General features: G+C 70.9%; 19 protein-coding genes and 1 pseudogene. 5 read left to right on the plus strand and 15 right to left on the minus strand.

Features of this window, described 5'->3' with window-relative positions; translation table 11 throughout:
- The 9 genes and pseudogenes from EV186_RS22690 to EV186_RS22730 all read right to left on the minus strand — a co-directional run.
- Positions 1 to 330: pseudogene (locus tag EV186_RS22690) on the minus strand (Hsp70 family protein); the annotation flags it as partial.
- Positions 331 to 413: 83 nt separating this feature from the next.
- Positions 414 to 2,432, minus strand: a complete 2,019-nt coding sequence (locus EV186_RS22695) for an Hsp70 family protein (protein WP_133852107.1) — start codon at positions 2,430 to 2,432, stop codon at positions 414 to 416.
- 139 nt (positions 2,433 to 2,571) lie between these two features.
- Complete coding sequence (locus EV186_RS22700) at positions 2,572 to 4,515, minus strand: Hsp70 family protein (protein ID WP_133851431.1); 1,944 nt, start codon at positions 4,513 to 4,515, stop codon at positions 2,572 to 2,574.
- A 294-nt stretch (positions 4,516 to 4,809) separates the two neighbouring features.
- Positions 4,810 to 5,790 (minus strand): glycine betaine ABC transporter substrate-binding protein, encoded by a 981-nt coding sequence (locus EV186_RS22705; protein ID WP_133851432.1) that lies wholly within the window; start codon positions 5,788 to 5,790, stop codon positions 4,810 to 4,812.
- Complete coding sequence (locus tag EV186_RS22710; protein ID WP_133851433.1) at positions 5,790 to 6,560, minus strand: ABC transporter permease; 771 nt, start codon at positions 6,558 to 6,560, stop codon at positions 5,790 to 5,792. The genes EV186_RS22705 and EV186_RS22710 overlap by 1 nt, the downstream gene beginning before the upstream one ends.
- On the minus strand, positions 6,560 to 7,741 hold the full coding sequence (locus EV186_RS22715; protein WP_243754216.1) for a betaine/proline/choline family ABC transporter ATP-binding protein: 1,182 nt from the start codon (positions 7,739 to 7,741) through the stop codon (positions 6,560 to 6,562). Before EV186_RS22715 ends, EV186_RS22710 begins: the two co-directional genes overlap by 1 nt.
- Positions 7,734 to 8,381 carry an ABC transporter permease gene (locus EV186_RS22720; protein ID WP_133851434.1) on the minus strand — a complete coding sequence of 216 codons (648 nt, stop codon included), beginning with the start codon at positions 8,379 to 8,381 and terminating at the stop codon, positions 7,734 to 7,736. Before EV186_RS22720 ends, EV186_RS22715 begins: the two co-directional genes overlap by 8 nt.
- Positions 8,382 to 8,584: 203 nt before the next feature.
- The gene (locus EV186_RS22725) at positions 8,585 to 10,363 is read right to left on the minus strand and encodes an Hsp70 family protein (RefSeq protein WP_133851435.1); all 1,779 of its coding nucleotides are present in this window, start codon (positions 10,361 to 10,363) and stop codon (positions 8,585 to 8,587) included.
- Positions 10,364 to 10,426: 63 nt separating this feature from the next.
- Positions 10,427 to 12,103: an Hsp70 family protein gene (locus EV186_RS22730; protein WP_133851436.1), complete on the minus strand. Its 1,677-nt coding sequence runs from the start codon at positions 12,101 to 12,103 to the stop codon at positions 10,427 to 10,429.
- Between the two features lie 98 nt (positions 12,104 to 12,201).
- Between EV186_RS22730 and EV186_RS22735 the strand changes: the two genes are divergently transcribed.
- Entirely contained in the window at positions 12,202 to 16,794 is a 4,593-nt protein-coding gene (locus tag EV186_RS22735; RefSeq protein ID WP_133851437.1) for an ATP-dependent helicase, read from the plus strand.
- 49 nt (positions 16,795 to 16,843) lie between these two features.
- Here EV186_RS22735 and EV186_RS22740 read toward each other — a convergent pair whose 3' ends face one another.
- The 4 genes from EV186_RS22740 to EV186_RS22755 form a co-directional block, all read right to left on the minus strand.
- Complete coding sequence (locus EV186_RS22740; protein ID WP_133851438.1) at positions 16,844 to 17,536, minus strand: VOC family protein; 693 nt, start codon at positions 17,534 to 17,536, stop codon at positions 16,844 to 16,846.
- Positions 17,537 to 17,566: 30 nt separating this feature from the next.
- On the minus strand, positions 17,567 to 18,364 hold the full coding sequence (locus EV186_RS22745) for a maleylpyruvate isomerase N-terminal domain-containing protein (RefSeq protein ID WP_133851439.1): 798 nt from the start codon (positions 18,362 to 18,364) through the stop codon (positions 17,567 to 17,569).
- Positions 18,361 to 18,804 (minus strand): SAV_6107 family HEPN domain-containing protein, encoded by a 444-nt coding sequence (locus EV186_RS22750; RefSeq protein ID WP_166659288.1) that lies wholly within the window; start codon positions 18,802 to 18,804, stop codon positions 18,361 to 18,363. The genes EV186_RS22745 and EV186_RS22750 overlap by 4 nt, the downstream gene beginning before the upstream one ends.
- Before the next feature lie 191 nt (positions 18,805 to 18,995).
- Positions 18,996 to 19,529 (minus strand): TetR/AcrR family transcriptional regulator, encoded by a 534-nt coding sequence (locus EV186_RS22755; RefSeq protein WP_243754217.1) that lies wholly within the window; start codon positions 19,527 to 19,529, stop codon positions 18,996 to 18,998.
- 153 nt (positions 19,530 to 19,682) lie between these two features.
- Between EV186_RS22755 and EV186_RS22760 the strand changes: the two genes are divergently transcribed.
- The 3 genes from EV186_RS22760 to EV186_RS22770 are packed head-to-tail and all read left to right on the plus strand — an operon-like array spanning position 19,683 to position 21,505.
- A complete protein-coding gene (locus EV186_RS22760; protein ID WP_133851441.1) occupies positions 19,683 to 20,402 on the plus strand; it encodes a hypothetical protein in 720 nt (239 codons plus the stop codon).
- Positions 20,403 to 20,414: 12 nt separating this feature from the next.
- Complete coding sequence (locus EV186_RS22765) at positions 20,415 to 20,939, plus strand: YbaK/EbsC family protein (RefSeq protein ID WP_133851442.1); 525 nt, start codon at positions 20,415 to 20,417, stop codon at positions 20,937 to 20,939.
- A complete protein-coding gene (locus tag EV186_RS22770) occupies positions 20,936 to 21,505 on the plus strand; it encodes a GNAT family N-acetyltransferase (protein WP_133851443.1) in 570 nt (189 codons plus the stop codon). Before EV186_RS22765 ends, EV186_RS22770 begins: the two co-directional genes overlap by 4 nt.
- A 34-nt stretch (positions 21,506 to 21,539) precedes the next feature.
- On the opposite strand, the gene EV186_RS22775 is transcribed toward EV186_RS22770, so the two are convergent.
- A complete protein-coding gene (locus tag EV186_RS22775) occupies positions 21,540 to 23,231 on the minus strand; it encodes a DUF885 domain-containing protein (RefSeq protein WP_133851444.1) in 1,692 nt (563 codons plus the stop codon).
- Between the two features lie 68 nt (positions 23,232 to 23,299).
- On the opposite strand from EV186_RS22775, the gene EV186_RS22780 reads away from it, so the two are divergent.
- Entirely contained in the window at positions 23,300 to 23,962 is a 663-nt protein-coding gene (locus tag EV186_RS22780; protein ID WP_243754218.1) for a DUF3153 domain-containing protein, read from the plus strand.
- Here EV186_RS22780 and EV186_RS22785 read toward each other — a convergent pair whose 3' ends face one another.
- Positions 23,963 to 24,847 (minus strand): methylenetetrahydrofolate reductase, encoded by an 885-nt coding sequence (locus tag EV186_RS22785; RefSeq protein ID WP_133851445.1) that lies wholly within the window; start codon positions 24,845 to 24,847, stop codon positions 23,963 to 23,965.
- Between the last annotated feature and the right edge of the window lie 74 nt (positions 24,848 to 24,921).

Raw genomic sequence — 24,921 nt, forward strand, 5'->3', positions numbered from 1 at the left:
CGGCCGACCCCCACCCAACTGCCGCGACGTCTCCTCCACCACCCGACGCAACACCGCAGCCAACGCATCCGTCACCGGAACAACAGAATCCCCCAGCAGCAACGTCCCCTCATCAATACGCCGCTTCGGATTCGGCTCAAACCGAGCAGGATCCAACCGAGCACGACGCTCAGCATCCCGCCCAACAACCAAACCCCCATCCTCCGACGCAAACACCGCCGACGGCATCGTCGACGCACCATCCACATCCACCACCCTCGGCGGACGCCCATGCGCCGACAACACCGCAACCGTGTTCGACGTACCGAGATCCACCGACAGGATGTTCACCAAGACTCCGACTCTCCCCTACGCGCGCCTGGCGCCCCGTGCCTACTGGTTGCCCGTGCTGATTACCGCACGTCCGGCCGCGCTCAGCTACCCGGCTTGACGTTCTGCTCGAAGTAGTCGGCGAGGCTGGTCGAGCTGGACGTGTTCGACGAGTCGAGGTTCATCACGAACCCGGCGAGCGGCTTGTCCTTCACGGTGTACAGCAGGGCACCGACACCGGCGAAGTCGATCGACCAGTACTGGCCGCTGTAGTCGCCACCGCTCCAGTCGACCGGCTGCAGGTTCTGCTGGTTGGCCCCCTGCTTGAAGCCCTCGACCATCTGGTCGGCCATCGCAGGCGACGGGAACTGCAGGTAGATCAGCGAGTGCTTGTCCGACAGGTCGCAAGTGGACGCCTGGGCGTTCGCGGCCTCCATCGTGCTGGTCATGTCCTGGCCGTTGAGGAACATGCCCTTCTTGCACTCCGGGTCGTCGGCGTGCGAGCCGGCGAACGCCGCCATGCACTGCGTGAAGCCCTTGTCGTCCTGCGAGGTGTCCGAGCAGTCGGCGAGCCCGCTGGTGCCGCCACCGCCGGTGTTGCCGTGCGTCCCGGAACCGTTGGTACCGCTGTTACCGCCGGTCTGCGCGGTGCCGCCCCCGTTGTCGGAGTTCGAGTTCACCACGAGCAGCACGCCCACCAGGGCCAGCACCACCACGGCGACCGCGCCGACGATCAGCCACGGCTTCTTCGACGAAGAGCCCTGCGACGGCGTCGTCGACGGGAACTGCGGCGGCGGGCCCGAGACCATCTGCTGCGGGATCGGGTTGGACATGGGGCCGGACTGCGGACCGATCGGCTGCGGCCCGCTCTGCGGGAACGGCGTGGACGGCGGACCCTGGTGGCCCACCGGGATCGGACCGGACATCCCCTGCTGCGGCACCTGCTGCGAGAGGCCGGCGTTCTGCATCGGCACGGCACCGGAGTTCATGGCGCCGGTGTTCGGAGCCGACGGACCGACGGCACCGCTGATGTCGGTGGTGCGCATCGACACGCCCTCGCGGGGCACGTGGTGCGCGCCGAGCGCGACGGCGGTCTCCGGCTGGTCGAGGCTGGTCGGCACCACGCGCAGCCCTTCGGCGATGAGCGTGGCGATCAGCGGGATGCGCGAGGAACCACCCACCAGGTAGATCCCGGCGAGGCGTTCGGGCGTGAGACCGGTGGAGCGGATCGTCCCGGCGAGCAGCTCCACGGAGCGCAGCAGCGAAGGACGGATCAACGCTTCCAGTTCAACCCGCGTGACGAGAACATCGCCGAACGGCTCGGGAAGCGGGACCTCGGTCTGCGGGTGGCGCGAGAGCGCTTCCTTGCCGGAGCGGACATCCTCGCGCAGCGCCCGCTGCGCACGGCGGTCGTTCGTCCCTTCCGGACGCAACAACCGCTGCCAGCGACCGGGATCGCGGGCCGAGACCTGACGACCCACGTGCTCCAGCAACGCCTGATCCACATCCAAACCACCAAGATCAGGCAACCCCGCCTCAGCCAACACCGCAAACCCCGACTGCGTAGCCCCCACCACCGCAACATCAAACGTCCCCGCACCCAAGTCATACACAGCCAACGCCTGACCCGGCACCAACCCCTGACCCGGAAAAGACGCAAAATGCGCCGCAGCCGCCACCGGCTCCGGCACCAACACCAAATTCGACCCCATCCCCGCCTGCCGCGCCGCAGACAACAACACATTCCGCCGCACCGGACCCCACTGCGCCGGATGCGTCAACCGAACCTCATCCGGCCGACCCCCACCCAACTGCCGCGACGTCTCCTCCACCACCCGACGCAACACCGCAGCCAACGCATCCGTCACCGGAACAACAGAATCCCCCAACAGCAACGTCCCCTCATCAATACGCCGCTTCGGATTCGGCTCAAACCGAGCAGGATCCAACCGAGCACGACGCTCAGCATCCCGCCCAACAACCAAACCCCCATCCTCCGACGCAAACACCGCCGACGGCATCGTCGACGCACCATCCACATCCACCACCCTCGGCGGACGCCCATGCGCCGACAACACCGCAACCGTGTTCGACGTACCGAGATCCACCGACAGGATGTTCACCACAGGACTGCTCCCCTTCACCGGCTACAGCGCCACCCGTGTCGTGGAGCCACCGGACGCTGATGCCTGAATGCTGCCATGTCGTCCCCCGCCCATGGGTCCGGGTCAACAGAACTGGTCGTCCGGCCCGGACATCCGGTTACCTCGGCTTGACGTGCTCGTTGAAGAACGTCTCGAGGCTGCCACCGGACGAGTCCGGGCCGTCACCCTTGGTGTCCAGAACGAACATCGCCAGCGGCTGGCCGTCCACGACCGCGAGCACGCCGGACAGGCTGCCCTCGGTCAGCACGTAGTACTTGCCGTCCATCCCGCCGCCCGACCAGTCCTGGGGTGGCGAGGCGCCACCCTCCTTGGTCAGGCCGGCGATCTGCGACTGCATCGTCGACGTCGACTTGAACTGGGCGTAGCTCATGGTGAGCTCGTGGAAGTCGCACTCGACGATCGCGATGGTGCCGTCGCTGCTCTCGGACATGCCGGCCGAACCCTTGTGGCACGACGCGCCCTCGTCCAGCGGGGTCTGGGCGAACTGCTTCATGCAGGGCGTGAAGCCGCTGCTGTCCGTGGTCGTGTCATCGCAGCTGAGGGTCGTCGTGCCTCCGCCACCACCGCTACCACTGGCCGTGCCACCACCCGAGTTGCGGTTGACCAGCACGACGGCGAGCACGCCGATGGCCACGACCACGGCCAGGCCCACCACGATCAGCCACGGCTTGCTGCTCGAACCGCGGGTCGGCGGCGGTGGCGGCGGAAGCGGCGGTGGGCCGTGCATCGCGACGACCGGCTGTGGCGCGGACAGCACCGGGGCCGGGGCGGGTGGCGCGATCGCGGGCCGGGGCACGGGCCTTGGTGCGGGCCCCGGTGCGGGCCCTGGTGCGGCCGTGCGCGGTGGAGGTGGCTGCTGGGCGACCGGCTGCGGACCGGTGCGCGGGCGTGGCGGCGCGACCGGAACGGCACCGGGGCGCGGTGGCGTCGGCCGGGCGGGCGCGGAGCCTTGCGGGGTGCGCATGCTCGTGCCCTCCTGCGGCACGTGGTGCGCGCCCATCGCGACCGCGGTCTCCGGCTGGTCGAGGCTCGCGGGCACCACCCGCACCGACTCGGCGATGAGCGTGGCGATCAACGGGATCCGCGACGAGCCACCGACCAGGTAGATGCCGGCGAGGCGGTCGGGCGTGAGGCCGGTGGAGCGGATCGTCCCGGCCAGCAGTTCGACCGAGCGCAACAGCGACGGGCGGATCAGCTGCTCGAGCTCGAGCCGGGTGACCAGGACGTCGCCGAACGGCTCGGGCAGCGGCACCTCGGTCTGCGGGTGCCGGGAGAGCGCTTCCTTGCCGGCCTTGACGTCCTCACGCAGCGCGCGCTGCGCCCGCCTGTCCCCAGTGGACTCGGGGCGCAGCAGGTGGCTCCACCGGGTCGGGTCGCGCCGGGCGACGCTGCGCCCGATGTGCTCGAGCAGCGCCTGGTCCACGTCGAGACCACCGAGGTCGGGCAGGCCCGCCTCGGCGAGCACGGTGAAGCCCTTCTGGTTGGCGCCGACCACGGCCACGTCGAACGTGCCCGCGCCGAGGTCGTACACGGCCAGCGCCTGGCCCGGCGCGAGCGACTGGCCGGGGAACGACGCGAAGTGCGCGGCCGCGGCGACCGGCTCGGGCACCAGCACCAGCCGGGTGCTCATGCCCGCCTGCCGGGCCGCCGACAGCAGGACGTTGCGCCGCACCGGACCCCACTGCGCCGGGTGGGTCAGCCGGATCTCGTCCGGCTTCGCGCCGCCGAGCTGGCGGGAGGTCTCCTCGGCCACCCGGCGCAGGACTGCGGCCAGCGCGTCGGTCACCGGCACGACGTCGGTGCCCAGCAGCAGCGTGCCCTCGTCGATGCGCCGCTTGGGATTGGGCTCGAACCGGGAGGGGTCGAGCCGGGCCCGCCGCTCCGCCTCGCGGCCGACCACGATCGCGCCGTCCTCCGCCAGGAAGATCGCCGAGGGCATCATCGACGCGCCGTCGACGTCCACCACCCGCGGTGGACGACCGTGGGCCGAGAGCACGGCGACCGTGTTCGACGTCCCGAGGTCGACGGACAGTACGCGCACTCGGGCTCCTGTGAGTCGGCTGGCTGGGATGCGGGCCGAGCCTACTTGGTGGACCAGGGCTCATTTGGGCAAGTTGACGAATCCGTCCCTGGTCGACCACGCACAGTGACGCCGGTCGGTCGAAGCCACCCGCCGACGCTGCCCACACTGTGTTTTTCGCGCGCGCGAAGCCAGACCCCACCCGTCCCAGGGGGGCTCCCCCCTCAGCCAGTCTATCGGGGTTGACCTGCGGAAAGGGGGCCGTGGGCGGATCTGTGGACAACTGCTCGCCTGTGGAAAACCGGGCGGCCGGGCCTACTTCGGCAGCTTGATGAACCCCTCCTTGGCCAGCCAGTCCCGAGCCACGGTCACGGGGTCCGCGCCGTCGACGTCGACCTTGGCGGCCAAGTCGATCATCATGTCGTTGTTGAGCTTCGGCGCGATCTTGTTGAACACCTCGGCGATCGCCGGGTGCGCGTCCAGCACTTCCTTGCGCACCACGGGAGCCACGTTGTACTGCGGGAAGAACTGCTTGTCGTCCTGCAGCACCGTGAGGTTCAGCGCGCGGATGCGCCCGTCGGTGGTGAACACCTCGCCGAAGTTGCACGACCCGGACGCCGTCGCCGCGTACACGGCGCCGGTGCCGAAGTTCTTCACGTTCGCCGCGGGCACCTCGAAGCCGTAGGTCTTCTTGACCCCGGGGAACCCGTCGTTGCGGCTGGCGAACTCGGTCTCCAGGCAGAACGTGCCGATGCTGGGGTCCTGCTTGATCTTCGCCACCATGTCCGAAATGGACTTGATCTTCAGCTTCCTGGTCACCTGCGGGTTCATCGCGAACGCGTAGGTGTCGTTGAGCGGCGAGTACGGCAGCCACACCATGCCGTTCTTGGCGTCGGCGTCGCGCATGGCCTCGTACTGCTTCTGCTGGTCGGGGATCGGCTTGTCGTTGCCGAGGTAGTTGATCCACCCGGTGCCGGTGTAGTCGTAGTAGAGGTCCACGTCGCCGTTGACCAGCGCGTTGCGTGCGCTGTTGGACCCCTGGATGTTCGTGAGGTCCTCGATGTCGGCACCCGACGCGGCCAGCGCGAACTCGGCGATGTGGCCGAGGATGATCTCCTCGGTGAAGTCCTTCGAGCCGACCACCAGGTGCACGCCGTCCAGCGCGTGCGCCGGCAGCGTGCCCGGCTCGATGTCCAACGGCAGCGCGAAGCTGGAACTCAGCCCGCAGCCCGTCAGCACCGACGCGCCCGCCACCACGGCACAGCCCCACGCGGTGAGCTTCGTCCTGATCCGCATCAGCGCAGCCCCCTCGGCCGCAGGAACCGCTCGGCGACCGCGCCGAGCCAGTCGACCAGCAGCGCCAGGCCCATGGCCAGCACCGCCCCGACGACCAGGATCGTGATCCGGTTCAGCTTGTAGCCCGCGTCGATCAGCAGGCCGAGCCCGCCGCCGTTGACGAACGCGGCCAGCGTCGCGGTGCCGACCGCAAGCACCAGCGAGGTGCGCAGGCCCGCGAGGATCAGCGGCACGGCCAGCGGAAGTTCGATGCGGAAGAGCACCGTGGGGCTGGACATGCCGACGCCGCGCGCCGCTTCGACCAGCGTCCGGTCGACCTGTTGCAAGCCCACGATCGTGTTGCGCAGCACGGGAAGCAGCGAATAGAGCGCGATCGGCAACGCCGCCGCCCACAGCCCTTCCCAGCCGGACCAGAGGAAGAAGAGCACCAGCACGCCGATCGCGGGCGCGGCCTGGCCGATGGTCGCGATGGCCAGGAAGAACGGCGCGGCGATCTTGGCCCAAGACCTGGTCAGCACCACGCCGAGCGGCACGGCGATCACCACGACCAGCACGATCACCACGAACGACACCTTGAGGTGGTCCCAGGTGTCGGTGAGCAGCGACTCGGCGTTGATGTTGTTCTTCTCGATGTCGTCGAGGTCGCGGCTGAACGCCCAGAGCAGGGTCGCCGCGACACCGATGACCACGACCGCCGGCTGCACGAGCAGCCGGATGCGTTCGGTCCGCTTGGACCCCGACGACGTGGAGAACGCGGTGTCGGTGGCCATCAGCCCGCCCCGCCCGCCGAGTTCTCGTGGTCGTTCTCGTGCTCTTCGCGGACCTGCTGGATGGTGTCGGTGACGGTGCGGATGTCGATCGTCCCGACGTACTCGCCGCGCCCGCCGGTCACCGCGGCGTTGCCGCCCTCGGTCAGGATCGCCTCGAGCGCGTCCTGCAGCGTCGACTGCACGCTGACCGTGTCGCCGACGGGGCGGCCCACGGTGGCGAGCGAACCCGCCGACGCGAGCTCACGCACGTGCAGCCAGCGCAGCGGCCGGTTGCGCCGGTCGAGCACCAGCGCGTACGTCTTGCGCGCGTTGGTCAGCTTCTGCCGGACGTCGGCCGGTGTGTCCTCAGTGGACACCGTGACCAGGTCGGTCTTCAGCTCGACGTCGCGCACGCGCATCAGGGTGAGCTGCTTGAGCGAGGCACCCGCGCCGACGAAACCGGCGACGGTGTCGTCGGCCGGGTTGGCCAGGATCGCCTCGGGCGTGTCGTACTGCAGGATCTTGGACTGGTTGCCCAGCACCGCGATCCGGTCGCCGAGCTTGACCGCCTCGTCGAAGTCGTGGGTGACGAACACGATCGTCTTGCGCAGTTCCGCTTGCAGGCGCAGGAGTTCGTCCTGCAGGTTGCCGCGGGTGATCGGGTCCACCGCGCCGAACGGCTCGTCCATCAACAACACCGGCGGGTCGGCGGCGAGCGCGCGGGCGACGCCGACGCGCTGCTGCTGACCACCGGAGAGCTGGCGCGGGAAGCGACCCGCGAACTCCTCGTCGAGGCCGACCAGGTCGAGCATCTCCACGACCCGGTCGCGCACCTTCTTCTTGTCCCAGCCGAGCAGCCCGGGGACCACGGCGATGTTCTGCGCGACGGTCAGGTGCGGGAAGAGACCCGCTTGCTGGATGGCGTACCCGATGCGCCGGCGCAGCTGGTCGGGGTCGATCTTGAGCGCACTCTCCCCGCCGATGGTGATCTGCCCGGACGTCGGCTCGATCAGCCGGTTGATCATCTTCATCGTGGTGGTCTTGCCGCAGCCTGACGGCCCGACGAACACGATGGTCTCGCCCGCCGGGATCGTCATGGAGAACCCGTCGACGGCGGGCGTCTTCTGCCCGGCGTAGCGCTTGGTCACCTCGGCGAGTTCGATCTCGACACCGCTGATCTTCTGGTCGGTCGTCTCAGACACGGATGCCCCTCGAGGTGGTGAGCCTGCTGATGATCACGTAGATGCCGTCCACGACGAGCGCGAGCACGACGACGCCGAGCGTTCCGGCGAGCGCCTCGTTGGTGGCGTTCGCGCTGCCCGCGCGGACGAGGCCGGAGAAGATCTCGGTGCCGAGCCCGGGGCCCTTGGCGTAGGCCGCGATCGCGGCGATGCCCATGAGCAGCTGCGTGCTGACCCGGATCCCGGCGAGGATCGCCGGCCACGCCAGCCGCAGCTCGACCCGGGTGAGCACGACGGCCCGGCCCATCCCGATGCCGCGGGCGGCGTCGGTGATCGCCGGGTCCACGCCGTCGAGGCCGACGATCGTGTTGCGCACGATGGGCAGCAGGCCGTACAGCACCAGGGCGACGACCGTGGGCGGCACGCCGAGCCCGAGCACCGGGATCAGCAGGCCGATCAGCGCGAACGACGGGATCGTCAGGATGGCGCTGGTGAGCGCCGTCGCGATCGCCGAACCAGCGGGACTGCGGTAGACCAGAACGCCGAGCAGGACGCCCAGCACGGCGGCGATCAAGGTGCACTGCAACACCGCGCTCGCGTGCAACAACGCCTCGGGTACGAGCACGTTCCACCGCTGGCCGATGAATTCCCAGATGCTCACGATCGCGACCCCCGCGATCGTGACCGCAACGGCGGAGCCATGCGTCCTCCCCGACGAGTCCGGCATTGTCCTCTGCGGCCTCACCGTCGCCTATGTCACGGTTCGTTGGCAACCGGGCCGAACGTGAGTCCGTTGCGTATTCACCGTCTGACCTGGACAGACAACGAGTTGAAAAAGTTCGGCTGGACAACCGTGAGGGAAGCTCAGCGCCACCCTGGCGCGGTTGCGAACCGGCGCTGGTAGCCACGCATGGCGTGTCCCGTGGGCGGTATCGCGGCGGCGATCGTCGCGGCCAGCCACAGCACCAGGCAGATGATCAGCAGGCTCAGGTAGTCCTCGCCGTTCTTGTCGATGACCCAGATCAGGCCCCACACATAGGAAATCGTCAACGCGGCGCCCAGGGCGACCAGGATCCAGCGGAAGACGCCCACGCGCGTCAGCAGGAGCCCGGCGAACAACATGACCGTGAACCCGACGGTGAGCGACGCCGAGATGGCGAAGTCGCCGTTGCCCGTGACGTCCTCGGTGAACTGGAAGCCGACCAGGGCCACGAAGCTGTCGTCGACCTCGGGGCTGCTGTCGGTGTTGATGAAGCCGCAGATCAGCGTGAGCACGCTGACGACGAGGAACAGACCGGCGGTCACGTACGCCATCGCGTTGCTGGGCCCGCGCATCGGCATGCCGTAGGGCATGGGCGGTTGCTGCCACGCCATTGGCTGCGGCATTGGTTGCGGCTGCGGGTAGAACGGTTGTGGCGCAACGGGTGTCGGTTGTGGACTGACCACCTGCGGCCGCTGCTGGGGTGGTGGCACGGGTTGTTGTTGCGGTTGCGGGCGTGGCGGCGATGGCATGTGCGTCGTCGCCGCGGCGCTCGCCTTGCTGAAGGTGCCCGCGAGGTCCTCCGTGCGCAGGCCGAGGCTCGCCTTGGGCAGCTGGTGCGCGCCGAGCGCGACCGCGGTCTCCGGCTGGTCGAGCCGGGTCGGCACGACGTGCAGTTGCTCCGAGATGAGCGTGGCGACCAACGGGATCCGGCTGGAGCCACCGACCAGGTAGATGCCCGCGAGGCCGTCCAGGGTGAGCCCGGCCGCCTTCACAGTGCTGGACATCAGTTCGACGCTGCGCATGAGGTTGGGCCGGATCAACGATTCCAGCTCGGCCCGCGAGACGAGCACGTCCTCGAACGGCTCGGGCAACGGCACGTCGGTCTGCGGGTGGTTGGACAGCGACTCCTTGGCCACCCGGACGTCCTCGCGCAGCGCGCGCTGGGCCCGCCGGTCCTCGGTGCGGGTCGGGCGCATCAGGTCGGCCCAGCGACCGGGGTCGCGGCCGGCGGCCTGGCGGCTGATGTGCTCGAGCAGCGCGTGGTCGACGTCGAGACCGCCGAGGTCGGCGAGCCCGCCCTCGGCCAGCACGACGAACCCCTGCCGGGTCGCGCCGACGACGGCGACGTCGAACGTGCCCGCACCGAGGTCGTACACGGCCAGCGCCTGGCCGGGTTCGAGCGACTGGCCGGGGAAGGACGCGAAGTGCGACGCGGCCGCGACCGGCTCGGGCACCAGGATCAGCTCGCCCCCGAGCTTCGCCTGGCGGGCGGCGGAGAGCAAGGTGTTGCGCCGCACCGGTCCCCACTGCGCGGGGTGGGTCAGCCGCACCTCGTCGGGGTTGGCGCCGAGCTGGCGGCGCACCTCGTCACCGACCCGGCGCAGCACCGCGGCCAGCGCGTCGGTCACCGGCACGACCTGCGTGCCGAGCAGCAACGTGCCCTCGTCGACGCGCCGCTTCGGGTTGGGCTCGAAGCTGGCCGGGTCGAGCCGGGCCCGGCGTTCGGCCTCCCGCCCGACGATCAGCTCGCCGTGCTCGGCGAACACCGCCGACGGCATCGTCGAGGACCCGTCCACCTCGACGACCCGCGGCAACCTGCCCTCCTGCGACAGCACCGCGACGGTGTTGGACGTGCCGAGATCGACCGACAAGACGGTCATGCGTTTTTCCTCCCCAGTGCCGAACGGGACGAATGGTGCCATGCCCGCCGTCGCTTGCGCTGGTCAACCGCGCGACTGCCGCCTCCGCCACCCGATGGTGACCGCCAGGGCGGCCAAGGCCAGCAGCGCGGCGGCGCAGCGGGCGAGCACGTCGACGGTGTCGGTTCCGTAGAACGTCGCCACGAAGTGGGTGTGCGAGTAGAGCCAGCCGCTGAGGTTGCTCTGGTCGATCGCGTCGCCGTGACAGTCGGTGTATTCGAGGCAGGTCGCTGTTTCGCGGAGCCCGACGAGCAGCGCCACGAACACGGTGGTGATCAGGGCGCCGAGGGCGGTCTGGACGATGCCCTTGCCCTGCTTGCGAAACGCACCCGCACCGTAGAGCAGGAGGATGCCGGCGATCATGGTCGGCCAGTAGCCGATCACGGTGCAGAGCGCGGCGGCGAGGTACACGACGGCGACGAGCGCCGTCGGTGGGTTTCGTGGCGGGCTCTGCGGAATCGGTATCGCGAGCGGCGGACTGGGCGGACTGGACCATTGCTGCGGCTGGGGCGGCGGCACGTGAGACTGCTGCCACCCCGCGTGGACCGGCTGCGGAACCTGCGGCCGAGTGATCCGCGGTGCGGGCGGCGCCACGGTCCCGGTGCGCAGGCTCACGCCGTTGGCCGACACGTGCAGCGCGCCGCGGGCCACCGCTGTCTCCGGCTGGTCGAGGTTGATGGGTACAACCCCGAGGTGCCGCGCGATCAGCGTGGCCACCAGCGGGATCCGGCTCGAGCCGCCGACCAGGTAGATGCCCGCGAGTCGATCGGGGCTCAGCCCGGCAGATCGGATCGTCGCGGCCATCAACTCGACCGAGCGCAGCAGGCCTACGGTGATCAACTCTTCCAGCTCGGCCCGCGTGACCAGCACCTCATCGAACGGCTCAGGCAGCGCGATCTCGGTCTGCGGGTGCGTGGACAGCGCCTCCTTGCCGGCCCGGATGTCCTCACGCAGCGCCCGCTGCGCTCGCCGGTCCACTGTGGACTCGGGGCGCAGCACCCGTTGCCAGCGGACCGGGTCCCGCGACGCGACCTGGCGGCCGATGTGCTCGAGCAGCGCCTGATCCACGTCGAGACCGCCGAGGTCGGCGAGCCCCGCCTCGGCGAGCACCACGTAACCCTGCTGGGTCGCGCCGACCACCGCCACGTCGAAGGTCCCCGCGCCGAGGTCGTACACCGCAAGCGCCTGCCCCTCACCCCGGTTCCTGCGCGCCGGGTCCTGGCTGGGGAACGACGCGAAGTGCGCCGCCGCGGCCACCGGCTCCGGCACCAGCACGAGGTTCGGCCCGAACCCGGCTTGCCGCGCCGCGGACAACAGGACGTTGCGGCGCACCGGTCCCCACTGCGCGGGATGGGTCAGCCGCACCTCGTCCGGCACGGCGCCGCCGAGCTGGCGCTTCACCTCGGTCGCGATCCGCCGCAACACGGCAGCGAACGCATCGGTCACCGGGACCACGGCGTCGCCGAGCAGCAACGTGCCCTCGTCGACGCGCCGCTTCGGGTTCGGTTCGTAGCGGGCCGGGTCGGTGCGGGCCCGGCGTTCGGCCTCCTTGCCGACCACGAGCGTGCCCGCCTCGGCGGCGAACACGGCCGACGGCATCATCGAGGCCCCGTCGAGCTCCACCACCCGCGGTGGCATGCCGTGCGCGGACAGCACCGCAACCGTGTTGGACGTGCCGAGATCGACCGACAGGACCGTCATCAGCGCTACCCCTCCCCTGGACGCCAACACCGATGGTGCCAGGCCCCGCACCCAGCGTGACCAGGGGGTTCTCGAAACTGTCGGTGGGTGGGTTCAAGATGGGGAGCGTGACCGAGGAAGTGCTCGACCTGTTCGCACCGGCGACCCGGCAGTGGTTCGCCGGGGCGTTCGCCGCGCCCACGCCCGCCCAGGCGGGTGCGTGGCGTGCGATCGCGGGCGGGGAGCACGCGCTGGTCATCGCGCCGACCGGGTCGGGCAAGACGCTGGCCGCGTTCCTGTGGGCGCTGGACCGGCTGGCCGTCGAACCGCCGCCCGACGAGCGCAAGCACCGGTGCCGGGTGCTGTACGTGTCGCCGCTCAAGGCGCTGGCCGTCGACGTGCAGCGCAACCTGCGGGCGCCGCTGGCCGGCATCCGGCAGGCGGCGCACCGGCTCGACCTGCCCGAGCCGGGCATCACCGTCGGCATGCGCACGGGCGACACCCCGGCCGAGGAACGCCGCCAGTTCACCCGCACGCCCCCGGACGTGCTGGTGACCACGCCGGAGTCGCTGTTCTTGTTGCTCACCTCGCAGGCCCGGGAGTCGCTGCGCGGAGTCCGGTGGGTGATCCTCGACGAGGTGCACGCGGTGGCGGGCACCAAGCGTGGCGCGCACCTGGCGTTGTCCTTGGAACGGCTCGACGCGTTGTTGCCCGCGCCCGCGCAACGCATCGGGTTGTCGGCGACCGTGCGCCCGGTCGACGAGGTGAGCGGGTTCCTCGGCGGCGGCCGTCCGGTGACCGTGGTGCAACCGGCCACGCCCAAGACCGTCGAGGTCAGCGTGCAGGTGCCGGTCGAGGACATGGCCAGCATGCTCACCCAGTCCGAGGACGACCCCGAGCGGGTGCAGAACTCGATCTGGCCGTCGGTGGAGCAGCGCGTGCTGGAGCTGATCCAGGCGCACCGGTCGACCATCGTGTTCGCCAACTCGCGGCGCCTCGCCGAGCGGCTGACCGCGCGGCTCAACGAACTCGCCGGCGAGAAACGAGAGCTGGAGGAGTTCCCGGCCGAGGCGATCGGCCAGTCCGGGTTCTCCACCGGCTCGGATCCTGTTGTGGCGCGGGCACACCACGGTTCCATGTCGCGTGAGCAGCGGACCACGGTCGAGGAAGAGCTCAAGTCGGGCAAGCTGCCGTGCGTCGTGGCGACGTCCTCGTTGGAGCTCGGCATCGACATGGGGGCCGTGGACCTGGTGGTGCAGATCGAGGCGCCGCCGACGGTGGCGTCTGGCATGCAGCGGGTCGGGCGCGCGGGGCACCACGTCGGTGCGGTGTCGAAGGGCGTGATGTTCCCGAAGTTCCGCGGCGACCTCGTGTCGTGCGCGGTCGTGGCGGAGCGGATGGCGTCGGGCGCCATCGAATCGGTGCGCTACCCCCGCAACCCGCTGGATGTGCTGGCCCAGCACGTGGTCGCGATGACCGCGCTGGAGTCGTGGACGGTCGAGGACCTGGCGACCGTGGTACGCCGGGCCGCGCCCTATGCGTCGCTGCCGGAGTCCGCCTTGCACTCGGTGCTGGACATGCTCGCCGGGCGCTATCCCAGCGAGGAGTTCGGCGAGCTGCGGGCGCGGATCACGTGGGATCGGGTGAACGGCGAGCTGCACGGCCGGCCCGGTGCGCAGCGGCTGGCCGTGACCTCCGGCGGCACCATCCCCGACCGCGGGCTCTTCACCGTGACGACGCCGGGATCGGAGAACGGGCCCGGCTCACGCGTGGGTGAGCTGGACGAGGAGATGGTGTACGAGTCGCGGGTGGGTGACACGTTCCTGCTGGGCACGTCCGCGTGGCGGGTGCAGGACATCACCCACGACCGCGTCATCGTCACGCCCGCACCCGGCGAACCGGCCCGCATGCCGTTCTGGAAGGGCGACGCGCCCGGTCGTCCGCTCGAACTCGGCCGTGCATTGGGGAAGTTCGTCCGCGAGATGTCCACACTGGACACCGAGGCGGCCCGGGCGCGGGCGGCACGAGCGGGCCTGGACGAGTGGGCGATCGACAACCTCATCACCTACCTCGGTGAACAACGCGAGGCGACCCGCCACGTCCCGGACGACCGGACGGTGCTCGTCGAACGGTTCCGCGACGAGCTCGGCGACTGGCGGCTGGTGGTGCACTCGCCGTTCGGCGCGCAGGTGAACGCGCCCTGGGCGCTGGCCATCGCGGCCCGGCTGCGCGAGCGGCGCGGGGTGGAGGCCCAGCTCGCGCACTCCGACGATGGCATCGTCGTGCGGCTGCCGGACGCCCTCGACGACAGCGGCACGGAGGTGGTCACCGGCGCCGAGGACGTCTTGCTCGACCCCGAAGAAGTGGAGCAGATCGTCGTGGCCGAGGTGGGCGGCTCGGCGTTGTTCGCGTCCCGGTTCCGAGAGTGCGCGGCTCGGTCCTTGCTGCTGCCGCGCCGCGACCCGAAGCGCCGGACGCCGTTGTGGCAGCAGCGGCAGCGAGCGGCGCAACTGTTGTCGGTGGCGGCGAAGTACGAACGGTTCCCGGTGGTGCTCGAAGCCATGCGGGAGTGCCTGCAGGACGTGTACGACCTGGCCGGGTTGCGCGAGCTGATGTCCGACGTGCGGGCTCGCAAGGTGCGGGTGGTCGAGGTGGAGACGCCCGCACCGTCGCCGTTCGCCCGCAGCCTGCTGTTCGGCTACGTCGGCATGTTCCTCTACGAGACCGACACGCCGCTGGCCGAACGCCGGGCCGCCGCGTTGTCGCTGGACTCGGCGTTGCTGGCCGAACTGCTCGGCTCCGAGGCGATCCGCGAACTGCTCGACGCCGACGTGGTCGACGAGCTCGAGCGGCAACTGCAACGGCTGGCGCCGGACCGCCAGGTGCGGGACATGGAGGGCACGGCCGACCTGTTGCGGTTCGTCGGCGACCTGTCCATTCCGGAGGCGGCGTTGCGCGGTGTGGCCCCGGAATGGCTGGCAGAACTGGAAAGCGCGCGCCGCGCGATCCGGGTGCGCATCGCGGGCGAGGAACGTTTCCTGGCCATCGAGGACGCCGGGCGGGTCCGCGACGCCCTGGGCGTTGCCCTGCCGGTCGGTGTCCCGGAGGCCTTCACCGAGCCGGTGGCCGACCCCCTCGGCGACCTGCTCGCCCGCTACGCGCGCACCCACGGTCCCTTCCCCGCCCATGACGCGGCCGAACGGTTCGGCCTGGGCGTGGCGGTGGTGACCGGCGTCCTGGAACGGCTGGCCGGCACCGGTCGCCTGGTCCGCGGCGAATTGCGTCCGGGCGGCACCCACACCGAGTACTGCGACGCGGACGTCCTGCGCCGCCTGCGCCGCGGGTCGCTGGCTCGCCTGCGCGCCGAGGTGGAACCGGTCGAACCGGCAGCGCTGGGCCGATTCCTGCCGTCCTGGCACGGCATCGGCAGGCGATTGCGGTCCGCACCAACCGCGGACGATGTTCTGTCCGTTGTGGAGCAGCTGGCCGGCGCCCCGCTCCCGGCGAGCGCTCTCGAATCCTTGATCCTGCCCGCCCGCCTGCCGGGCTACTCCCCCGCCCTGCTGGACGAGCTGACCGCAGCCGGCGAGGTCACCTGGGCCGGGTGCGGCGCACTGGGTGCGGGCGACGGCTGGCTGGCGCTGGCGCCGGGCGACCTGGCCGACCTGGTGCTGCCCGAGGTGGCCGAGTCCGCACCGGACACGCCCCGGCACAGAGCCGTGCTGTCCGCTTTGGACGGTGGCGCGCTGTTCTTCCGCCAGCTGGCCGACCGCGCGGGCATGATCATGATCGAACACGGCGAGGAACCGCCGAACGACCAGGACCTGGTCGCGGTCGTGTGGGATCTCGTGTGGGCCGGCCTGGTCACCAACGACACCATGACCCCGTTGCGTGCCTTGGTGTCCGGCCGGGGCGCGACCCACCGCCCGCGCGCCGCCCAACCTCGCGGCCGCTATGCCCGCATGCGCTCGAGCCGGGCGGTGATGCCCAGCCGCACCGGTCCGCCGACGGCCGCGGGCCGCTGGTCCCTGGTGCCTGAACGCGAGCCGGACGCCACCCGCCGGGCCCATGCCCGGGCGGAGACCTTCCTCGAACGCCACGGCGTGCTGACCCGAGGCGCGTTGGACACCGAGCGGGTCACCGGCGGGTTCAGCGGTGTGTACAAGGTGCTGCGGGCGATGGAGGAGTCGGGCCAGCTGATCCGGGGTTACGTGGTGGAGGGTCTGGGTGCCGCCCAGTTCGCCGCCCGCGGCGCGGTCGATCGCCTGCGCGCGGTGTCCCGTTCGGACACTCCCGACACCCTCAACCCGCACTCCCCCAACGCGAAGGGTTCGTCCGCGGTGGTCCTGGCCGCCGCCGACCCCGCCCAGCCCTACGGTGCGGCGCTTCCCTGGCCTCAGCCGCTGGGCGACGGCAAGCACCGCCCGGCCCGCAAGGCCGGGGCCCTGGCTGTGCTGGTGGACGGCGTCCCCGCCCTCTACGTGGAACGCGGTGGCAAGTCACTCCTGTCGTTCACCGACGACCAGGAAGTCCTGTCGACAGCGGCGCACGCCCTGTCCCGAGCCGTCCGCGAAGGCTGGCTGGGCCAGCTGGCCGTCCAGCGAGCCGACGGCGACGACATCCGGACAAGCGCCCAGAACGCCGCCCTGGCCGAAACCCTCCGCGAGGCCGGATTCCGCGCCACCCCCAAGGGCCTACGCCTGCGCGCCTGACCCGGAGCAATCACCCGAGCGCCGGTGAGCACCCAGCGGTGGCAACCGGTCAAAGAATGCAGAACTCGTTGCCCTGCGGATCTTCCAACACCGCCCACGGCACATCGCCCTGCCCGACATCCACCCGACCTGCTCCCAACCCCACCAACCGCTCCACCTCAACGCCACGCACATCCAGGTGGACCCGGTTCTTCCCCACCTTGGGATCGTTGGTGCGTAACAGTTCCAGCCACGGCCCCCGCCCGTCCGGGGCACGCAGCGACGCAAACCGCGGCTCCGCGCGAACGACCTCCCACCCCGTCGCCGTCGCCCAGAACGGGGCCAGGGCCGCCGGGTCCGGCGTGTCCATGACGATCGAGGCCAGGCGACCGGATCCCGCATAAACGGCCCGGTGCTCGAGCACGCAGAACTCGTTGCCTTCCGGGTCCGCGAGCACCACCCACGGCACGTCGCCCTGGCCGATGTCGACGTGGGTGGCGCCCGCCGTCAACGCCCGGTCCACCAGCTCCGCCTGGTGTTCCGGGCCGTTGCTCGCCAGGTCCAGGTGCACGCGGTTCTTACCGCGCTTCGGCGAAGCGACCGGGACGAAGACCAGGTCCAACGTCGCGCCGTCAGCGGACGGCGCCACGACGTCGACCTCGCCTTCGGGCTCCTCGCGCACGAACCAGCCGGACAGCATCTCCGACCAGAACTCGGCGAGGTGCGCAGGCGAAGCGGCATCGACAACGACGTTGACCAGCATGTCCCGGACGGTAGCCGGGACCACCGACACTCAGCGCGTCGCCAACCGCAGCAACGCCCACAGCTGGCCGACCGCGTCCATGCCGGTGAACGTCAGGTCCCGCCGGCCATCGGGCTGCGGGTCACCCCATGGGCTCTTGCGACCCCACAACCACAGGTACAACGCCTGCGGATTGCGTCCGACGACCGTGCCGTTGACCGACTCGCGGGCGTGGTCGAGGTCCGGCATCCACCACGCCGCGGTGTCCACGCCACGCGGCGCCCGCACCATCCAACCGCCGTCCACGCCTTCGCAGCGCACCGTCAACACGGCGTCTTGCGTGTTGCGGATGCCCAGCACGCGCAGCTTGGACACGAACCACTCGGTCAGCACCTCGTCGGCACCGTCGAGCGCGACGTCGTCGTCGACCGCGGCGATCGGGAGCCCCGCCGCGCCCTGCACGTCGATGCGGTGCACGGTCGTCTCGTGCGCGAGCCGGCGGATCCAGAACCCGTACGTCTTGTCCTTGGACCACGAGGCGCACGGGTCGGCGGGGTCGTGCGCGGCGAGTTCGGTCATCACGTCACGCAGACCGATCCGGTAGAACTCCAGCAACGACTGGTCCGGCCCCGGCTCCCGCTGCCACTCGACCGGCTTGCGCCCGGTGGTGATCCACGACAGCGACGCCCGGTACAACGCACCGAGGTGCCGCACCGTCTCGCCCAGCGTCAGCCCCGGGCAGTGCGGCACGCGGGCGCGCGAGGGCGCGTCGCTCGCCACGCCGGCGAGCACGCCTGCCTCGATCGCCAGCACCTGCAACAGCTGCTCGTGGTCCAGCCGCGGGGTCATGTCGATGAGCCGTGCACGGCACGGCCCACCAGTTCGATGAACTGCCCGGCCTGCCGGACGAGGTCGTCGGCCGCCCGCGCGGTGACGTGCCGGGTGATGCCCGCCTGCACGCGCGCCCGGGTCGCCGAACCGGCGGCGAAGAACGCGGCCCACTCGCCGAACTCGGGGGCCACCGACGACAGCAGCGTCCACACGCTGGTCGGCCGCGCCCGCCCCCGGTGCGGGCGACCACGCAACGCGAGCATGGCGGCCGCGGCCCGCAGCGCGGACAGGTACGCGGCGGCGAACCGCTGCCCGGCGTCACGCTCGAGTTCGGCGTCGGCCAGGCCCCGTTCGGCCTGGGCGAGCAGGGCTCCCGCGGACTCGCTGTCGCCGGGGAACGGTACGTACCGCCGACCGGCGCCGAGCGTGGGTGCGGGGAAGTCGAGTGTGGTGGACATCGCGGCCTCCTGGCGGTCGGGTCAGGCATGCTGGGGGTGCCACGCATGCGCTCGCCGTGGGGAGCCGGCGGGCCTGGCGGTGAGGCGCTTCCCCCACCCCACCGCCAGGCGACTAGCTCGAACATCTGTTCGAACAAGTCCAGCATAACTCGTCGCCAGAGCGGGCTCAACCCACACCCGGGTGACCCTGATCAGGCCGGACGAAGCACCGCCCGTACCCCCGGCTCGACCAGCCGGCGGTACGCCGCGGCCAGCCACGCGGCGTCGTGCGGGAAGCCGTTGTCGACCGCCCAGCCCAGCAGACCGAGCGTCGTGCTGGTGCAGAACTCGACGACCACCTCGGCCGGCACCACGGGCTTGCCCAGGCACAACTGCGCCATGAGCAGTTCGGTCAGCATCCGCCGCAGGTGGCGCTGGACGACCTCGCCGCCTTGCTTGCCGCACAACGCCCGGAACGCCGGCTGCCGCTCGTAGGCGAAGCGGAACAAGGCCTCGGCGGGCCGCGCCGGATCCGAGGCCACCGCGCCGAGTTCCCCACGAAGGTCCTCGCTGAGCGCGTCGAACGCCGCGAGCAGCAACGCTTCCTTGTCCCGGAAGTGCGTGTAGAAGGTCGACCGGCCGACGTCGGCGCGGTCCAGCACGTCCTGCACGGTGACCCGGTCGTAGCCCTTCTCGAAGATCAGCGCGAAGAGCGCCTCCTGCAGCCCCCGGCGGGTCCGTCGCACCCGGCGATCCTGTTGGACCACAACGCCTCCCGAACACTTCGCGGCAACTGTCCGGAACCGCACACCCCGCCGGTTTTGGTTGTTGAACCCCTACGGCAGAACCGAACAGAGTGTTCAGCATCGGACGTCATGTTCACAAGAGGAGGGACTCCGATGCCGTTCTCCATCTGGTTGCTCGTGCTCGTGGGAGCGCTTGGCATCCCGGCCGTGACCTGCGCGGCGCTCTACCGCGGCGCCCTGGTCGTCGGCAGATCAGGCCCGGACGCACGGCGCATCGCCGTGCTGGCAGGCGTCGCGTGGGCCGCGTGGACCGCGCTCATCTGGGCGTTGGCGGCCGCCGGGCTGTTCCACCTGCCGCCGACCCAGCCCCAGCCCTGGATCCCGGTCGCGGTCGTCCTCGGGGTGGTCATCGTGGTCGCCGCGAGCAGGCGCCCGGCCGCCCGCGCGATCCTCGCCGATCCCGGAGCGCTGCGCCTGCTGGCGTGGCCCCAAGTGCTGCGGGTCGTGGGCGTGGTGTTCCTGATCGCGATGGCCATGGGCCGAATCCCCGCCGCGTTCGCGCTGCCGGCGGGCATCGGCGACATCGTCACCGGGCTGGCCGCGCCGTTCGCCATCCGCAGCGGCCGCGTGCTGTGGCTCAACATCGTCGGCCTGCTCGACCTGGTCGTCGCTTTGGCGCTGGGTCTTCTGACCGGGGTCGGCCAGGGTCAGATCCTCGCCGTGAGCCCGTCCAGCGAACTGGTCAGCACGCTGCCGCTCGTCCTGATCCCGCTGGCCGCCGTGCCGCTGGCCATCGGGCTGCACCTGGTGAGCATGACCAGGATGGGCGCGCTCGCGCGGGAAAGCCGGAGGCGCCACGTGGTCGCGGCGTGATCTGATGGTCGGGTGAGCAGTTTCGACCACCCTTCTGTCAGCAAGGTCGCCGCGATCCTGCGTGAGGCGGGCGTCACCGACGGCGCCGACCGGATCCGGATCCTGGACGACGAGGCGCGCACGGCGGCGCTGGCCGCGCAGGCGCTCGGCATCGAGGTCGGCGCGATCGCCAACAGCCTCGTGTTCGTCGCGCACTTCGCCGACGGCCACACGGAACCGTTGCTGGCCTTGACTTCCGGGGCGCACCGCGCGGACACCGGCCGCCTCGCCGCGCTGGCCGGCGCCGACAAGGTCACCAAGGCGCGAGCGGAGTTCGTGCGGGAGCACACGGGTCAGCCGATCGGCGGCGTCGCGCCGGTCGGCCACCCCGAACCGGTGCGCACGGTGGTGGACAACCACCTCGCGACCTACCCGGAGGTCTGGGCCGCGGCGGGGCACCCGAAGTCGGTGTTCCCGACCACGTTCGCCGAGCTGGTCGCGTTGACCGGGGGCACGGCTGCGGACGTCGCGGCGGAGGAGGATCATCTTCCTTCGTGACCGCGGCCGAGTCCTCCAGCCCCGACCGCCTCGCTGAGCTGTCCGCGCAGGATCTCCGCGCGCGGCTGTCCGAGGCGCTGGACTTGTATGTGACCGCGATGCGCTACCCGAAGGGCACCGCGGAGCAACGCGCGCCGATGTGGCTGGCGCACATGATGCGCACGGGCTGGCGCTGCATCGGCGCGTTCGACCCGAACGGCAACCTCGCCGGCATCGCCTACGGCTACCGCGGCTCACCCGGGCAGTGGTGGCACGAGCAGGTGCGCCGGGGCCTGATCGAACGCTCCGGCCCGGCCGCGGCCGACCAGTGGACGCTCGACTACTTCGAGCTCACCGAGTTGCACGTGCGCCCCGACCGGCAAGGCCGGGGCACCGGCGAGAACCTGCTGCGTGCGTTGCTCGCCGGTGCCACCGAGGGCCGGGTGTTGCTGTCGACGCCGGAAGGACCGTCCAGGGCGTGGCGGCTCTACCGGCGGGTCGGCTTCGTCGACGTGTTGCGCGACTACCAGTTCAGCGGCGACCCGCGCCTGTTCGGCGTGCTCGGGGCGACCCTGCCGCTGGCCTGAGGGCCGGTGCCGGACGGTCGCGCGCCGCGACCGCTCAGAGCCGGGCGAGCTGCTCGCGCAGCGTGTCCAGGCCCATCGAACCCAGCGCCAGCGCCTGCTGGTGGAAGGTCTTGAGGTCGAACGCGGCGCCGTGGCGGGCGCGTGCCTCCTCGCGGGCCTGCAGCCACAGCCGCTCCCCCAGCTTGTACGCGGGCGCCTGGCCCGGCCAGCCGAGGTAGCGGTCGATCTCGTCGGTGACCTGCGCCGGGTCGGTGATCGTCCGGTTCAGCATGAACTCCAGGCCCAGCTCCGGGGTCCACCGCTCGCCCTCGTGGAACCCGGTGCCCCGCGGGATCTCCAGCTCCAGGTGCATGCCGAGGTCGACGATGACGCGCCCGGCCCGGAACAGGTGGGCGTCGAGCATGCCGAAGAGGTTCGCGTCGTCCTCGAGGTAGCCGAGCTCGCGCATCAGCCGCTCCGCGTAGAGCGCCCAGCCCTCGCCGTGCCCGGAGACCCAGCACAGCATCCGCTGGAAGTCGTTGAGCCGCTCCCGCTCGTACACCGCGGTCGCGATCTGCAGGTGGTGGCCGGGAACGCCCTCGTGGTAGACGGTCGAGACCTCGCGCCAGGTCGAGAAGTCCTCGCGGCCCGGTTCGACCGACCACCACATCCGGCCCGGCCGGGAGAAGTCGTCGTTGGGCCCGGTGTAGTACGCGCCGACGCCCCCGCCGGGCGGCGCGACCAGGCATTCGAGCTTCATGAGCTCGTCGGGCAGGTCGAAGTGGGTGCCGCGCAGGTCGGCGAGCGCCGCGTCGGAGAGCTGCTGCATCCACTGCTCGAGGCCGGCCTTGCCGGTGACGCGGTAGCGCGGGTCGGCGTCGAGCGCCGCGGCCGCCTCCTTGAGCGTCGCACCCGACTTGATCCGGTCGGCGACCTGCTTCATCTCGGTCTCGATGCGGCTGAACTCCGCCCAGCCCCACTCGTAGGCCTCCTGCAGGTCCAGCCGGGACCCGAGGAACTGCCGCGACCACATGCGGTAGCGCTCCTCGCCGACCGCGTCCTTCTCCGGTGCCTTCGCGGCCAGTTCGTCCCGCAGGAAGGACGCGAACCGGGCGAACGCGGCGGAGGCGTCCCCAGCGGCGGCGGTCAGCTTCTTGCGCAGCGCCTCGTCCTCGGTGTTCGCCTGGTCGGCCAGCGCGGCGAAGAACGCCTTCTCGTCACTCGCCCCGGACCAGACGTCGCACTGCTCGGCGACCTTGGTGACCTGGCGCAACGCCACCACCTTGCCGCGCGCGGCCGCGTACCGCATCGACTCGATGACGCCGTCGACCGCGTCGGACACCGCCGACATGCGGCCGGCGATCACGGCCCAGTCGTCGGCGGTCTCGGTGGGCATGAGGTCGAAGATCTGCCGGACGTGGTGCACCGGGCTGCCGATGACGTTCATGTCGGCGTGCGCCCAGCCGCTGTCGTAGATCTCCAGCTCGAGCCCGATGCGCTCGGCGAACACGGCCTGGGCCACCCGCTCGCCGTCGTCGGCGGGGGTGGCGGCGGTGATCCGGGCGAGGGCGGCCCGGCCGAGCTCCGCGCGCTGTTCGAGCGCTTCCGGGGAGAAGTCGGTCATCTCCGCGTCGTGGCCCGGGAGGCCGACGGCGGTCGCGGTGAGCGGGTCGAGCGCGGCGTAGTGGCCGACGAACTCGTCGCTGAGCGCGTGGATGGTGCGATCCGAGTGCTGGTCTTCTGGCATGGCCGCGAACCTACCCGCGTCGCGGCGCGCCGTCCCTGGCCTTTTCGCGCTGCTGGCAGGATGAACGCGTGCGAACCCGACCCCGCAGGTGGCTGTCCGTTCTCGTGCTCGGCGTGCTGACGATGCTCTGCCTCTCGGGCTGCGTACGGGTACGAGCGGCGATGGCGGTGTCGCCCAACGACCTCGTGTCCGGCGAGATCGTGATCGCCGCGCAGCCGACCCGCGCCGGGGACCAGGGACCGGAGCTGGAGATCCCGGACGCCGTGAAGGCGCGGACCAGCACCAAGGCGTACAACGTGGACGGTTACGTCGGCAACACGCTGAGCTTCCACGACCTCACCTTCGAGGAGGTGCGTGAGCTCAGCTCGAGCATCAACCCGAACTCGCAGCACTTCCAGATGAGCTTCCGCCGCTCCGGCGACCTGGTGACCATGTCGGGTTCGGTGGACCTGACCGGGTTGCCCACCGACAAGGCCGACGTGCAGATCAAGCTCGCGTTCCCCGGCCGGGTGACCAAGACCGACGGGATCGACGAGGACGGCGCGATCACGTGGAAGCCCAAGGCTGGTGAGGTCACCGAGTTCACCGCGACCGCCGAGTACTCGACCAAGGGCCAGAGCTCGTGGACGCGCTGGGTGATGATCGTCGCGGCCAGCGCGATCGGCGTGGCCCTGCTGGTGGCGATCCTCGCTTACGCCGCGCGGCGAGTCAGCCTGCGCCAAGTCCAGTAGTCAGGCCCGCGTCGGGAGCAACCCCAGGCGGGCCACCACTTCGCGGGTGGCCTTCGAGCGGTTCATCGTGATGAAGTGCAGCCCCGGCACGCCTTCGGCCAGCAGGCGTTCGCAGAGGTTCGTGACCAGGTCGATGCCCGCGGCCCGGAAGCCCGCCGGGTCCCCGGCCAGCGGGTCCATCCGCTCGGCAATCCACGCGGGGACGTCGACGCCGGCCAGTTCCGCGGTCTTGTGCAGGGTCCGGACCGTGGTCAACGGCATGACGCTGGGCAGCAGCAGCGCGTCCGGGTCCACAGTGGCCACGCGGTCGCGCAGGCGCAGGAAGTCGTCCGGCTCGAAGAACAGCTGGGCGATGGCGAAGTGCGCGCCGGCGCGGAACTTGGCGATCAGGTGGCGGGTGTCGGTGTCCAGGTCCGCCGAACGCGGGTGGCCGTAGGGGAACGCGGCCACGCCGACGCAGAAGTCACCCAGGGAACGCACCAGGCGCACCAGGTCCTCGGCGTAGTTGAGGCCCTGCGGGTGGGCGATCCAGTCGCCGTACGGGTCGCCGGGCGGGTCGCCGCGCACGGCCAGGATGTTGCGGACGCCGACGGCCGCGTACCAGCCGATCATGTTGCGCAGCTCGGCCACCGAGTGGTCCACCGCGGTCAGGTGGGCCATCGGGGTCATCGTGGTTTCCTCGGCGATCAGCCGGGTCGCCTCGATGGTGCCGCGCCGGCTCTTGCCACCCGCGCCGTAGGTGACCGAGACGAACGCCGGGTCCAGCGACTCGAGCTCACGGATCGCCCGGCCGAGGATCTGCTGGTCGGCCTCGTCCCGCGGCGGGAAGAACTCGACCGAGAACACCGGCCTGCCCACCGAAATGCGCTCGAGGACGGAGGTCATGGGCCCGAGGGTAACGGAGCGTCCAGGAACTGGGACAAGCGTCCGAAAGGTGGACGCTCGCTCCGGCGGATGGC

The sequence above is a fragment of the Labedaea rhizosphaerae genome, assembly GCF_004362825.1.
Lineage (GTDB): Bacteria > Actinomycetota > Actinomycetes > Mycobacteriales > Pseudonocardiaceae > Labedaea > Labedaea rhizosphaerae.

Excerpts from the sequence above, each read along its gene's own strand:
- EV186_RS22705 (WP_133851432.1), bottom strand. The coding sequence starts at position 5,790 with ATGCGGATCAGGACGAAGCTCACCGCGTGGGGCTGTGCCGTGGTGGCG.
- EV186_RS22710 (WP_133851433.1), bottom strand. The coding sequence starts at position 6,560 with ATGGCCACCGACACCGCGTTCTCCACGTCGTCGGGGTCCAAGCGGACC.
- EV186_RS22725 (WP_133851435.1), bottom strand. The coding sequence starts at position 10,363 with ATGACCGTCTTGTCGGTCGATCTCGGCACGTCCAACACCGTCGCGGTG.
- EV186_RS22730 (WP_133851436.1), bottom strand. The coding sequence starts at position 12,103 with ATGACGGTCCTGTCGGTCGATCTCGGCACGTCCAACACGGTTGCGGTG.
- EV186_RS22735 (WP_133851437.1), top strand. The coding sequence starts at position 12,202 with ATGGGGAGCGTGACCGAGGAAGTGCTCGACCTGTTCGCACCGGCGACC.
- EV186_RS22740 (WP_133851438.1), bottom strand. The coding sequence starts at position 17,536 with ATGCTGGTCAACGTCGTTGTCGATGCCGCTTCGCCTGCGCACCTCGCC.
- EV186_RS22745 (WP_133851439.1), bottom strand. The coding sequence starts at position 18,364 with ATGACCCCGCGGCTGGACCACGAGCAGCTGTTGCAGGTGCTGGCGATC.
- EV186_RS22750 (WP_166659288.1), bottom strand. The coding sequence starts at position 18,804 with ATGTCCACCACACTCGACTTCCCCGCACCCACGCTCGGCGCCGGTCGG.
- EV186_RS22760 (WP_133851441.1), top strand. The coding sequence starts at position 19,683 with ATGCCGTTCTCCATCTGGTTGCTCGTGCTCGTGGGAGCGCTTGGCATC.
- EV186_RS22775 (WP_133851444.1), bottom strand. The coding sequence starts at position 23,231 with ATGCCAGAAGACCAGCACTCGGATCGCACCATCCACGCGCTCAGCGAC.
- EV186_RS22785 (WP_133851445.1), bottom strand. The coding sequence starts at position 24,847 with ATGACCTCCGTCCTCGAGCGCATTTCGGTGGGCAGGCCGGTGTTCTCG.